We start from the raw sequence: 12,024 nt of genomic DNA on the forward strand, positions 1-12,024 counted from the left end.
CCTCTCAGGCGTAGAGACCGGGCCGCTCAACGAGGCCGACCGGGACGGGCTCGCCCGTCTCGAGCGAGGCGACGGCGCTCTCCGCGACGGCGGTGGCCGCGTAGCCGTCCCACGCGCTCGGCCCGCCGACGACGCCGGCGCGCAGCCCGGTGATCCACTCCTGCAGTTCCGCCAGGTACGTCCCGCCGAACCGGACCCGCCAGTCGGCCGGCACCGCCTGGACCCGCCGCCCGCCGGTGACCAGCACGTTGGCGCTCGGGTTCTCCAGCGCCACGACGCCCGTTGAGCCCACGACCTCGCAGCGCACGTCGTAGCCGTACTGGCAGTTGACGAACACCTCGACGGTGACCACGCCGCCGCCGGCGAGCTCCAGCAGCACGATCTGCGGGTCGCGCACGTGGGCCGCGGCCAGGGGGCTCGGTTTCGTGGCGACGACGGTGGCGCGCACGATCTCCTGGCCGAACAGCCAGCGGGTGGTGTCGATCTCGTGGATGACCGAGTCGGTCATCGCCATCGCGCTGGTGAAGGAGTCGGGTACGGCCGCGTTGCGGTGCACCATGTGGGCGAGGAGCGCCTCGCCGACCGTGCCGTCGTCGATCGCGTTCTTGACGACCTGGTAGCCCGGGTCGTAGCGGCGCATGAAGCCGACCTGGATCCATCGGCGGCCGGAGGCGACCTCGGCTTCGAGGACCTTGAGGCAGTCCGCCGCCGTGGTGGCCAGCGGCTTCTCGCAGAGCACGGGCTTGCCCGCGGCGATGCAGGCCAGCACCTGCTCGGCGTGGAGGTCGCCCGGCGAGGCGATGACCACGGCGTCGACGGCGGGGTCCTCGACGACGTCGAGCGCGCTCGCGCGCGTCACGGCGCCCGCCCCGGCGGCGATCTGCTCCGCGCGGGCGGTGTCGACGTCGAACAGGGCGACGACCGTCGATCCGACGACCTGGGATGCCAGCCGTGTCACGTGGTCGGCCCCGATGTTGCCGGCCCCGATGACACCGACGTTGATGGTCACAGGGATTCCTCTCTTTCAGGGACGCAGGCCGCAGCCGTTGAAGTACTTGCGGGTGCGGGTGGCGATGGGCAGCGGAGTGTCGGTCGGGCAGGGGTAGAGGTCCTGCTCGACGATCGCGAACAGGTCGGCGTCCAGCTGGCCGAGCTCGGCCAGCAGCGGCTCCATGGCGGGGATGCCGGTGGGAGGCTCGATCATGGCGCCGCGCCGTACGGCCTCGGCGAAGCACAGGTTCTCTTCGCGGACCTGCCGGACGATCTCGGGGTTCACCTGCTTGAGATGCACGTAGCCGATCCGCTCGGGGTACGCCCGGATGATCTCGATGTTGTCCCCGCCGCAGTAGGAGATGTGGCCGGTGTCAAGGCAGAGCGAGACGACCTCGGGGTCGGTGTCCTCCAGGAACCGCAGGACGCGTTCCTGGGTGTCGACGTGGCTGTCGGCGTGGGGGTGGAAGACCAGCCGGACGCCGGACTCCTCGTGGAGGACGCCGGCCAGCTCCGACATGCCCGAAGTGAGGTCCTTCCACTGCTCGGGGGTCAGGTCCACCGGCTGGGTGAGGCTCCCGTCGAGGTCGGTGTATCCCTCGGGCAGCGAGACCAGGTATTTCGCGCCGAGCGCGGTGAGCAGCCTGGCCTCCGCGCGGCACTCCTCGATGGCCTCCTTCAGCGCCTCCCGGCCGCGGTGCAGTCCCGCGAACACCGCGCCGCCGGACAGCCGCAGCCCGCGCCGGCCGAGCTCGTCACGGAGTTGCTCGGGATCGGTGGGCAGGTAGCCGTACGGGCCGAGCTCGATCCATCGGTAGCCGGCCGCGGCCGCCTCGTCGAGAAATCGGTCCCAGGGAACCTGGTCCGGGTCGTCGGGGAACCATACGCCCCACGAGTCGGGGGCCGTGCCCAACCGGATCCGGGACAGAGGGCCGGTGTGCGACAACGTCATCTCCTATCGATGGTCAGGGACTGGCGGTGGCGCTGCAGGCCGATCTCCCCTTCGACCACGGCCGCGGTGAGCTCCTTGACGGAGGTCTGCTCGCGCGTGGTCTCGAGGATCTTGCGGCCGTGGTTCATCACGATGTGCCGGTCGCACACCTGGTACGCATGGTGCAGGTTGTGCGTGACCAGCACGGAGCTGACGCCCTCGCCCTTGAGCCGGGTGAGGTAGGCCAGCAGGGCCTCGGTGGCGCGAACGGCCAGGGCGCTCGTCGGTTCGTCGAGAATGAGCAGGCTGCGCTTGAAGTGCACGGCGCGGGCGATCGCCACCGCCTGCTGCTGGCCGCCGGACAGCGAGCTCACGAGCTGGCGAGGGCTCTTGATGCCCTCGATCGTCACGACGCTGTCGAGGATGTCCGCGGCGATGCGGTCCATCTCGCGCAGCCTCAGCAGGCCGAGCGGGCTGGTGAGCTCGCGGCCCATGAAGATGTTGCGGGTGATGGTGAGCGACGGGACCAGCGCGGAGTCCTGGAAGATCGTCTCGATGCCGAGCTTCTCGGTGTCCTGGCGGGTCGGCGCGGTCAGCTTCCTGCCTCGCCAGGCGTACTGCCCCGCGTCCGCGCGGACGACGCCCGACATGATCTTGACGAGGGTGGACTTGCCGGCGCCGTTGTCGCCGAGCAGGCCGACGACCTCGCCCTCGCGGATCTGGAAGCCTACGTCGTTCAGGCAGGTGTTCGGTCCGTAGCGCTTGGTGATGCCCGACAGCTCCAGGAGGACCTCGCCGGCGCCGTTCGAGCTCATTCGGCTTTCCCTTCGATGAGGCGGTTGAAGACGGCGGCGAAGACGATGATCACGCCGATGAAGAGATTGAGGTAGAAGCCGGGAGCTCCGGAGAGCAGCAGGATGTCCTGCAGCACGAGGATGAGCGCCGCGCCGAGCACCATGCCGAGCACGCTGCCCTTGCCGCCGCGCAGCGCCACGCCGCCGACCACGGCCGCCGCGATGGCCTGCAGCTCCATGCCGCGGCCGGTGCCGGGCTGGACGGACTGCGTCCGCACCGCGACGAGGATCGCGGCGAGCGCCACGCACAGCCCGAGGATGCCGAAGGCGATCAGCTTGATGCGCGTCGGGTTGATGGAGATCGCCCGGGCCGCGGACTCGTTCCCGCCGACGGCGAAGATGTGGTTGCCGAGCTTGTGGCGGTGCATGAGCACCCAGAAGAACACCGCGACCAGGACCAGCCACACGACCTGGCCCCGGAACGGGCCCACCTGCCCGGCGAAGACGGTCCGCAGGGTCTCGCCCCGCTGCATGCGCGCGGCGGAGGTGCCGTTGTAGAACAGCGCGGCGCCGTCCCAGAACAGCATCATGCCGAGCGTGACGATGAAAGACGGGATCTTGAACCGGGTCACGATCACGCCGTTGAGCAGCGCGATGCCGATGCCCATCGCGAAGGTCAGAATGAAGGCACCGGCCACGTTCCCGTCGGAGTACCAGTGAATGAACACCAGCGCGCAGAAGGTGTAGTTCATCCCCAGAGACAGGTCGAACTCCCCCGCGATCATCAGCACGCCCGCGCCGATCGCGAGGATCGCCAGCACCGGGATCGACTGGCTCAGGACGTTGAAATTGGCCTCTGAGAGGTAGGGGAAGCTGTCCGGCGCCAGCAGATAGGCGACGACACAACCGATCTGCACCAGCGCGAAGATGATGCCGATCTCGAGCGCGCCGCGGCCGCGCACCAGCCGCAGCCACCCGCCGAACGGCCCAGGGGCAGAGGCCTCCGGGGTGCGCTTCGCCGAAGCCGTCTGCGCCATCGGCGAATGATCCTGCATGGTGAGTGACGGAGCTCCGTCGCTGGTCGGTTTGCTCATTGCTCCTTGGCTCTCCCTGTCCGTGGCGGGACGGGACCGGTGGGGCAGGCGCGTCAGGGCCCGCCCCGCTGCCGGTCCGATCAGCGGATCGTGCCTGCCAGTTGCTCGACGACCGCGACGTTGGACTTGTCCACCAGACCGCCGCCGCCGGAGTTGATGGTCGCGGCGCTGAGTCCGAAGTCGAGGTGCATCGCCAGTTGCGCCACGGTCTGGAAGCCCTGGACGTAGGGCTGCTGGTCCGCCGCGGCGAGGATGGTCCCGCTCTTGATGCCGTCGATGACCGGCTTGGACAGGTCGAAGCCGACCACCGGGACCTTGACGCCGACGTCCGCCATCGCCGCCTCGACGTTGCGGTGCGGGGTGCCGCCCAGCGGCACGATCGCCGCGGTGTCCTTGTGGCCGAGCAGGTACTGGCTCATCTTGTCCAGCGCCCCCGCGTCGTCGATGCCGGTCGCGACCATCTCGGTCTTCGCGCCGATGGCGTCGAGAGCCTTCTGGACCCCGGCGTTGCGCTGGATGGCGTACACCTGGTCGGGGAACTCGACCGGGGTGAAGACCTTGGCGCCCTGCGGCAGCTTCGCCTCGGCGATCAGGCGCTGGCCGAGCAGGAAGCCCGCCTCCTCGAAGTTCTGGCCGACGAAGCCCAGGGTGCACTTGGCGACGTCACCCTCCTGCGTGATGTTGTACGCGAGCACCGAGATGCCGGCCTTCGAAGCGGCGCAGACGTTCTCGGTGTAGCGCTTCGGGTCGTCGATCACCACGGCGACGGCGGCGGGCTTGTCGGCCACGGCGCTGCCGATCAGGTCGTTGTACTTCGACGAGTCGCCCTGGCTGGTCTGCAGGTTCAGCTCGACGTTGAACAACTCGGCCGCGTCCTTGGCGCCCTGCGAGATGGTGCCCCAGAAAGAGTCACCGGGATCCTGGGAGAGCAAGAACGTGATCTTACGGTTCTCAGCCCGGCTCCCGAGCCCGGACTGCAGCCCCGCCCCCGAAGCGGCCGCGGCGGGCTCCGTGGGCAGTGCGCTCTGACCGACGCCCGGGCCGTTCGAACAGCCGGCGAGGGCGAGCACGAGAAGGGGCGCGGCTACTAGAGCGCGCCAGTCGATGCGAATGGAGTACGGCACTGGTTCTACCTCTCCTGGGAGCGGTCACGGGCCTTTGGGATCAGGGGAGCACCGAGAGGTTCTCGGGCGGTGAGGGGCCCAGGAGGGCCCGTCGGTGCGTCGGCCGACCCGTCGGGTCAGCTTCGTTTCGACGATGTAACCTGCAGGAGAAGCCGCCTGTCAATACATTGTCTTAACAAATTTTGTCTTGACATAACGACGTACTGACCTCATAGCAATATAGCGTTCATTGGCTCGTTTACCTGGGGAAACGTGCTGGAGGGCGCGGCGCACTCCCGACCCGCCGCGCGGCGGAGTACCTACGCCGAATCCGGCCGTCCGGGGAGGGGCACCACACTCCGCTGCCCAGGAGCGGCGTCTCCTCGGATGTCGTTGTGCGACCGCGGCACACGGCCGGCGTCGGCGTCTCATGGATGCTCCATGTGTCCGTCCGGCTTCCGCATTTAGAGCGCTCTTCTAGCGCGCTCTAGTCGCTGTTACTATGAGCCGGGTCACACGGAATGTCAACAGCCTGCGACAATCTGCGCACATCGGAAAAGGGTTGATGTTGGAGCAAGGTGCGGAATCCGAGTCGTCCGTGACCAGGGCCTCGACGCGGGCCAAGCGCCCCACCATGGCGGATGTCGCGGCACGCGTGGGCGTGTCACGGGCGCTGGTGTCGCTCGTGTTCCGCAACGAGCCGGGGGCGAGCAAGGAGACGCGTGACCGGGTCTTCCGCGCCGCCGACGAGCTCGGCTACCGTCCGGACAACGCCGCCCGGCTCCTCGCCCGCAACCGCAGCATGGTCCTCGGCGTGATGATCAACATCCGCAACGCCTTCCACGCCGATCTCGTCGAGGCGATCTACGCGGAGGCCGAGCGGCTCGGCTACGAGGTCCTGCTCAGCGCGCTCGGCCCCACGCGGGACGAGCGGAAGGTCGTCGAGGCCCTGCTGGGCCACCGCTGCGAGGCGTTGATCCTGCTCGGCCCGAACGCCGAGACCCCATACCTCGCCGAGTTGGGAGCCCATACCCCCACCGTGGTCGTGGGGCGGCGCGTGCCGGCGAGCGGCGTCGACACCGTACACACCGCCGAGAACAAGGGCATGCGACAGGCCATGGATCACCTGGTGGGCCTCGGCCACCGCGCCATCGTCCACATCGACGGGGGCAACGGCCCTGGTTCCGCCGAACGCCGCCGCGCGTACCGCGCCGCCATGTGCGACCACGGGCTACAGGAAGAGATCCGAGTCCTCGCGGGAGATCACACCGAGGAATCCGGCGAGAAGGCCGGTGAGACGCTGGTCCACGACGACCGGTTGCCGACCGCCGTGCTGGCCGGCAACGACCGGTGCGCCATGGGGCTCATGCACGCACTGAGCCGCGCGGGCGTCAGCATCCCGACAGACATTTCGGTGGTCGGGTACGACGACAGCCACATTGCACACCTGTCCCACATCAACCTCACCACCGTGCGTCAAGACGCCGAGCAGATGGCTCAGCTCGCCGTGCGCTCCGCGGTGGAACGCCTGGACGACCACCGGCTGCCCTCCCGCGAGCTCATCCTCGACGCCCGCCTCGTCGTCCGAGGCACCACCGCGCCACCACGCGCATGACCGATTCGTGGCACCGATGGCGGTCAGACCTTGGCCTCGGCCCACCGCTCCACCGAGCTGCTGAGCCAGTCGGCGGCGTGTGAACCGCCCCGGGTTCGGGGCACCCCAGGGCTTCCAGGGGCCGATGCGGTCCAGGCGGCGGCGCTGCCGGCGTGCGGTAGGGACGGATGAACATGCTGTTCTCCTTGCGTGATCGGCGGTGTGGTGGGGCTGCGGGCCTGCTCAGGTCAGGGCGAGGAGGCTGACGGCGACGGCGGCGGTGCCCAGCCCGGCGAGCTGGCCGCGGTGGATGCGTTCGGCGAGCACACCGCGGGCGAGCAGGACCATGCCGGCCGGGTAGAGCGCGACGATCACGGCGACGACGGCGAGGTCGCCGCTGCGGGCGGCGAGCAGGAACAGCAGGTTCGCCACAGAGTCCATTTCAGTGTCCGCCCTGATGCAGGGACCGCCCGAAGGCCGCGTCCGCGTCGTGACAGCCGACGCCGTCGCACCACTGTGGACCGGAGAACGGGGCAGCCACGCCCGGCTCATGCTGACGACCTCAGGCCCGGCTCCTGTCGAGGTCTGGCGCTGGCAGCTGGAACCGGACGAGGAATACCCCAGCAACCCCCACCAGGCCGGAGTCGTGGAAACCGTCAGCGTCACCTCCGGCCGGATGATCCTGGTCGTCGACGGCACCGAGCACACCGTCGAAGCCGGACAGACCGCCACGTTCGACGGCGACACCCCTCACACCTACCGCGGCTCGGGCACCGAAACCTGCAACCTGATCATGACCGTCCACCTGCCGCCCAGCCCCGCTTCCACACCCTGACTCAGCGGCAGCAGTCTCGGACCCGCTGCCGCTCCAGTGTTTATCGAAAGGGGCCGGTCAGGCCTCCCGCCTTGTCGATGTACCGCTCTGCCTCGGCCGGTACCCAGCTCCCGCCGATGAACAGGTCGGAGGTCGGGATGCCGGGTGCGACAGCAGGGTCCGGATCGGTGGCTGACATAGGTCTCTCCTCCACGACGTCGGCTGCCCGCCGCGCTGACGAACAGCGCCGCGAGTATCCGACGACACACCCCCCGAACAACGCACACATCGGACACCCAACGTCGGACGACAGGAGGGCTCAGCCTTCGCGGATGCGGATTCCGGGTCGCCATCCGAGCTGCCGCGAGATCCCCAGGCCACTCGCCAGGACCGACGGCAGTGCGGCCTGGTGCTTGACCGAGCCCGCCCGGAGCACCACCGACAGCGCCGCGACGACCCGGCCGTGGCCGTCGACGATTCGCGTTGCCACCGAGTCGGCCCCCTCGGTCAGCTCGCCACGAACGGCGGCGGTTCCGGTCCGGCGGCACGCCGCGATCTCGTGGCGCAGCTCCGCCGGATCGACCACCGTCCGCGAGGTGTAGCGGCGAAGCCCTCGGTTCAGGACACTCTCGATCAGCTCCGGGCCGCCATGGCTCAGCAGCACCTTCCCTACGCCGGAGCAATGCAGCGGCAGCCGCCCACCGACGTGCGACACCAGGCCCAGAGCGTGTGGTGCCGACAACCGCTCAATGATCACTACCTCGTGTCCTTCCAGGACGGCCAGTTGCACATGCTGGTGAAGCGCGCTGTGGAGGTCCTCCATGAACGGCTGGGCCAGGCTCCGCAAGGACTCGGTCAGCGGTGCCAGCGTCCCGAGCTGCCACAACCGCAGCCCGACGGTGAATCGCCCGTCCTCCCGGCGATCGAGGGCGCCCGCCGCGACCAGTTCCATGGCCAGGCGGCGCACGGTCGGGTGCGGAATGCCGGTCATGCGCACCAGATCGGCCAGGCTCAGGTCGGGGTGGTCAGGCTGGAAGGCGAAGAGGACCTCCAGGAGGCGGGAGCTCACCGTTCTCCCCGGCTCACGCGTTCGAGGCATGCAGTGCGCGACCTCCTCGCTCATCGGGTAGCGGCACCTTAACAGGCATGTTCATTGGATGAACACGTCCATCCGCTGGAGCGATGCAGCGGGGCACCATGACGCCATCAGACGGGCCGTCCAGGCGCAAGGGGCCACGGCGGGAGCGGAGTGCGAGCAGATGGTCGACACAGGGGCGAAGAACCCGCGGATCGCGATCCTGGGAGGCGGGATCGGCGGACTCGCCGCAGGCGCCTTCCTCCGTCGCGAAGGGATCTCCGCCACCGTCTACGAACAAGCCTCAGAACTGAACGAGGTGGGTGCGGGGCTGGTGGTGGCGCCGAACGCCGCCCGGCTGCTCCGCCGGCTCGGCGTCCTCGACGACTTCCTGCACCGTGCCGTGCGACTCGAGATCGGCTGGGAGTTCCGCCGCTGGCAGGACGGCACGGTGCTGTCCGCCGAGGACCTCGCCTCGGCGTGCGAGCAGCTGTACGGCGAGCACACCTACACCGCACATCGTGCCGATCTCCTGGAGATCCTGAGATCAGCCGTCCCCGACAGCAGCGTTCGCCTCGGCAAGCGGTGCGTCGATCTCACCACCCGCGCTGACGGCAGGCCGGTGCTGCGCTTCGCCGACGGCGAGATCGTCGAGCCCGACGTCGTGATCGGAGCGGACGGGATCCACTCCGTCGTACGGAGCACGATCGCGGAATCCGCCCCGGCCGTCTACTCCGGCATCTGCGCCTTCCGCGCCCTCGTGCCGTCCGAGCATGCCCCGGCCTTTTCCCGGCGCAACGCCCAGACGCTCTGGCTCGGGCCCGGCCACCATCTGGTGCACTACCCCGTCTCGGCCGGCCGGTTCGTGAACCTCGTCGCCTTCGCTCCCGCGGGGGACGATGCCGTCGAGTCCTGGACCGCGACCGCGACGGTGGAGGAGTTCCTGGCCGAATTCGAAGGCTGGGATCCGAGGCTGACCGGGCTCATCCGGGCAGGTGGGGCACCTGGACGGTGGGCCCTCCTGGACCGGGCGCCGCTGCGGCGATGGAGCAAGGGCCCGGTGACCCTCCTCGGCGACGCGGCCCACCCGATGTTTCCCTTCTTCGCGCAAGGGGCGGCCCAGGCCATCGAGGACGCCGCCGTGCTCGCCCGCTGCCTCGCCGACGACCTGGGCGATCCGGCCCGGGCTCTGCGGCGCTACGAGACGCTGCGGATCCCCCGGACCAGCCGGTTGCAGGAAGTCAGCCACGCCCGGGCGCTCATCAACCACCTGCCCGACGGGCCAGAACAGCAGGCCCGCGACAAGTCCTTCGCCGCCGCGGACCCCTTGGTGGCGAACGGCTGGATTTACGCCTACGACCCCGACGACGCACTGAAAGAGACCGCCGACACGCGATGACTGCTCTCAACTTCTCCCATGGCCGCGCTCCCCCGGGCGGTCTTACGGTGGCGCACTGGCACCACGAGATCGCCATGCACGTGGCGGTGCCGGCCGGCCGGCACGCCTACCCCCGACGGCCGCGGCATCGACGGCACCTGGTCGAAGGTCCGATTCGACATCGTGCTCGCGCCCGCCGGCACCTGATCATCAGCGCGGCGGCGACGGGCGCTGCTCCTGTCCAGTCGGTCGGCAAGCTGGCGGAACGCGCCCGGCCTGAGCCGTAGGAGGGATGTGGAGGCCCTACCAAAAGGCCTCGCGCGGAAGTCCCGGGATGACCGAGAGGAAGAACTGGCGGATCGCGGACTCGACCTTCACGGAGTCGCGGTCGAAGAGCCACTGCGCCTGCAGGCCGTTGATGAGGGAGATGGTCATGGTGGCCAGGGTCTCGGGGTCGATCGATGGGCGGAGCTCGTTGCGTTCGGCGAGGGCGACGAACGTGTCGGCGTAGAAGCGGCGGAGGTTGCAGTAGCGGTCGGCGTAGTAGGCGTGCGCGGGGTGGTTCGGAGAGGTCGCCTCGCCTGAGACGACGCAGTGCAGCTCCATGAGTCCTGGCTGGAGTTCGTTGTCGACGATGACGGCGATCATGCCGTTGAGGGTGTCGATGGGGTCGGCTGCGGGGTCCAGCACCTTGGCCGATTGCAGGAACTCGGTGCCGCGTTCGTCGCGCAGCTCCAGCACCCCGAGGAGCAGGTCTTCCTTGCGCGGGAAATGGTGCAGCAGACCGGTGTGGCTGATGCCCGCGCGCTTGGCGATGTCCTTCATGGTGGCGCCGTAGAAGCCGGTCTCGCCGAACGCGTCCACGCAGGCCTCGAGGACGCGCCGCCGCACCGCCGCCGTCTTCGCGTACGGGCCGCGGTTGCCGGTTGCGGTCATGGACGCCCCTCCAAATTAGTAGCGCGTTTCGGTTTTCATGCTAGCGTGTCGCCAGCGTCACAAACCATGGTCTCGAGCAAGGAACTCAACCATGCCCCAGCTCCCCGCCGGTTTCCTCTGGGGTGCGGCTACCGCGCCGCACCAGGTGGAAGGCAACAACGTCAACAGCGACTGGTGGACTCTCGAGCAGCAGATGCCCGGCATGCAGCGCAGCGGCGACGCGGTCGACAGCTACCATCGCTACGCCGAGGACATGCGTCTGCTGGCCGAGGCCGGGCTCAACTCCTACCGCTTCGGCATCGAGTGGGCCCGCATCGAGCCGGTTCCCGGGGAATTCTCCAGGGCCGAGCTCGCCCACTACCGCAGGATGATCGACACGGCTCTGGATTTGGGCCTCACCCCGGTCGTCACCCTGCACCACTTCACGAACCCGCGATGGTTCGCCGAGGTCGGCGGGTGGCTGGGCGACCAGGCGATCGAGCGCTTCCAGACCTACGTCCGGGAGGCCGCGAGCATTCTCGACGGTGTCGAGTGGGTGTGCACGATCAACGAGCCGAACATGCTCGCCCTCATGTTGGGGATGGCCCGGGATGCGCAGACCGATCGGACGACCAAGGACTGGATGAGCCCCACTGTGGAAGGCGCCGCACGGCCGGTGCTGCCCGACCCCGACCCGAAGATCGGCGCGCGGCTGGCCGAGGCGCACGACGCGGCCCGCGCGGTGCTGAAGCAGCACACCGGGGCGGCCGTCGGCTGGACGGTGGCCTGCCAGGCGCTCACCGCGACGCCTGGCAACGAGGACAAGCTCCGCGAGGTGCGCTACGTCCGGGAGGACCTCTATCTGGAGGCGGCCCGCGGTGACGGCTTCATCGGCGTGCAGTCGTACTCCAGCCAGGCCGTCGACGAGAACGGCGTCGTCCCGCACCCGCAGCACCCCGACAACACCATGACCGGCAACGCCTACCGGCCCGACGCGCTCGGCATCGCCGTCCGGCACACCTGGGAGACGACCGGCGGCACGCCGATCCTCATCACCGAGAACGGCATCGCCACCCCTGACGACTCGCGGCGGATCGCCTACACCTCCGAGGCCCTCACCCACCTGTTCGCCGCGATGGACGACGGCATCGACGTCCGGGGCTACCTCCATTGGACCGCGCTGGACAACTTCGAGTGGGGCCACTGGGAGCCGACCTTCGGTCTCATCGCCGTCGATCGCACGACGTTCGAGCGCCACCCGAAGCCGAGCCTGGCCTGGCTGGGCGAGGTCGCCCGCCGAGGAAAGCTCTGACATGGGAGGCCACCCGACAGGAGC

General features: G+C 69.2%; 14 protein-coding genes. 5 read left to right on the forward strand and 9 right to left on the reverse strand.

Translation table 11 applies throughout. The features are described from left to right. Positions 1–4: 4 nt before the first annotated feature. From EJK15_RS35450 to EJK15_RS35470, 5 genes are all read right to left on the reverse strand, one after another. Entirely contained in the window at positions 5–1,009 is a 1,005-nt protein-coding gene (locus EJK15_RS35450; RefSeq protein WP_138714850.1) for a Gfo/Idh/MocA family protein, read from the reverse strand. Positions 1,010–1,024: 15 nt separating this feature from the next. Then, on the reverse strand, positions 1,025–1,942 hold the full coding sequence (locus EJK15_RS35455; RefSeq protein WP_206061283.1) for a TIM barrel protein: 918 nt from the start codon (positions 1,940–1,942) through the stop codon (positions 1,025–1,027). Beyond that, positions 1,939–2,736, reverse strand: a complete 798-nt coding sequence (locus EJK15_RS35460) for an ATP-binding cassette domain-containing protein (RefSeq protein WP_138714851.1) — start codon at positions 2,734–2,736, stop codon at positions 1,939–1,941. The genes EJK15_RS35455 and EJK15_RS35460 overlap by 4 nt, the downstream gene beginning before the upstream one ends. Further along, positions 2,733–3,809: an ABC transporter permease gene (locus EJK15_RS35465; protein WP_206061284.1), complete on the reverse strand. Its 1,077-nt coding sequence runs from the start codon at positions 3,807–3,809 to the stop codon at positions 2,733–2,735. The genes EJK15_RS35460 and EJK15_RS35465 overlap by 4 nt, the downstream gene beginning before the upstream one ends. Positions 3,810–3,889: 80 nt before the next feature. Beyond that, the gene (locus EJK15_RS35470) at positions 3,890–4,933 is read right to left on the reverse strand and encodes a substrate-binding domain-containing protein (protein WP_138714852.1); all 1,044 of its coding nucleotides are present in this window, start codon (positions 4,931–4,933) and stop codon (positions 3,890–3,892) included. Positions 4,934–5,477: 544 nt separating this feature from the next. Between EJK15_RS35470 and EJK15_RS35475 the strand changes: the two genes are divergently transcribed. Next, the gene (locus tag EJK15_RS35475; RefSeq protein WP_138714853.1) at positions 5,478–6,527 is read left to right on the forward strand and encodes a LacI family DNA-binding transcriptional regulator; all 1,050 of its coding nucleotides are present in this window, start codon (positions 5,478–5,480) and stop codon (positions 6,525–6,527) included. 222 nt (positions 6,528–6,749) lie between these two features. Here the strand turns inward: EJK15_RS35475 and EJK15_RS35480 are convergent, their stop codons facing one another. Next, positions 6,750–6,947: an EamA family transporter gene (locus tag EJK15_RS35480; RefSeq protein ID WP_206061285.1), complete on the reverse strand. Its 198-nt coding sequence runs from the start codon at positions 6,945–6,947 to the stop codon at positions 6,750–6,752. Between the two features lie 4 nt (positions 6,948–6,951). Here EJK15_RS35480 and EJK15_RS35485 point away from each other — a divergent pair, with 4 nt between their 5' ends. Continuing rightward, entirely contained in the window at positions 6,952–7,341 is a 390-nt protein-coding gene (locus tag EJK15_RS35485) for a cupin domain-containing protein (RefSeq protein ID WP_240777424.1), read from the forward strand. Between the two features lie 40 nt (positions 7,342–7,381). Here EJK15_RS35485 and EJK15_RS71095 read toward each other — a convergent pair whose 3' ends face one another. Together EJK15_RS71095 and EJK15_RS35490 are read right to left on the reverse strand one after the other, a co-directional pair. After that, positions 7,382–7,519: a hypothetical protein gene (locus EJK15_RS71095; RefSeq protein WP_171074707.1), complete on the reverse strand. Its 138-nt coding sequence runs from the start codon at positions 7,517–7,519 to the stop codon at positions 7,382–7,384. Positions 7,520–7,639: 120 nt separating this feature from the next. Further along, positions 7,640–8,389: an IclR family transcriptional regulator gene (locus EJK15_RS35490; RefSeq protein ID WP_206061286.1), complete on the reverse strand. Its 750-nt coding sequence runs from the start codon at positions 8,387–8,389 to the stop codon at positions 7,640–7,642. An 88-nt stretch (positions 8,390–8,477) separates the two neighbouring features. On the opposite strand from EJK15_RS35490, the gene EJK15_RS35495 reads away from it, so the two are divergent. Together EJK15_RS35495 and EJK15_RS71100 are read left to right on the forward strand one after the other, a co-directional pair. After that, positions 8,478–9,794 carry an FAD-dependent monooxygenase gene (locus tag EJK15_RS35495; protein WP_240777425.1) on the forward strand — a complete coding sequence of 439 codons (1,317 nt, stop codon included), beginning with the start codon at positions 8,478–8,480 and terminating at the stop codon, positions 9,792–9,794. After that, entirely contained in the window at positions 9,791–10,060 is a 270-nt protein-coding gene (locus EJK15_RS71100) for a hypothetical protein (RefSeq protein WP_171074708.1), read from the forward strand. The genes EJK15_RS35495 and EJK15_RS71100 overlap by 4 nt, the downstream gene beginning before the upstream one ends. 16 nt (positions 10,061–10,076) lie before the next feature. Here the strand turns inward: EJK15_RS71100 and EJK15_RS35505 are convergent, their stop codons facing one another. Beyond that, positions 10,077–10,709, reverse strand: coding sequence for a TetR/AcrR family transcriptional regulator (locus EJK15_RS35505; protein ID WP_138714854.1), 633 nt, complete (start codon positions 10,707–10,709; stop codon positions 10,077–10,079). A gap of 91 nt (positions 10,710–10,800) precedes the next feature. Between EJK15_RS35505 and EJK15_RS35510 the strand changes: the two genes are divergently transcribed. Continuing rightward, positions 10,801–12,000: a family 1 glycosylhydrolase gene (locus EJK15_RS35510; protein ID WP_138714855.1), complete on the forward strand. Its 1,200-nt coding sequence runs from the start codon at positions 10,801–10,803 to the stop codon at positions 11,998–12,000. The last annotated feature ends 24 nt before the right edge of the window (positions 12,001–12,024 follow it).

The sequence above is a fragment of the Nonomuraea basaltis genome (assembly GCF_005893125.1).
GTDB classification, from domain to species: domain Bacteria; phylum Actinomycetota; class Actinomycetes; order Streptosporangiales; family Streptosporangiaceae; genus Nonomuraea; species Nonomuraea basaltis.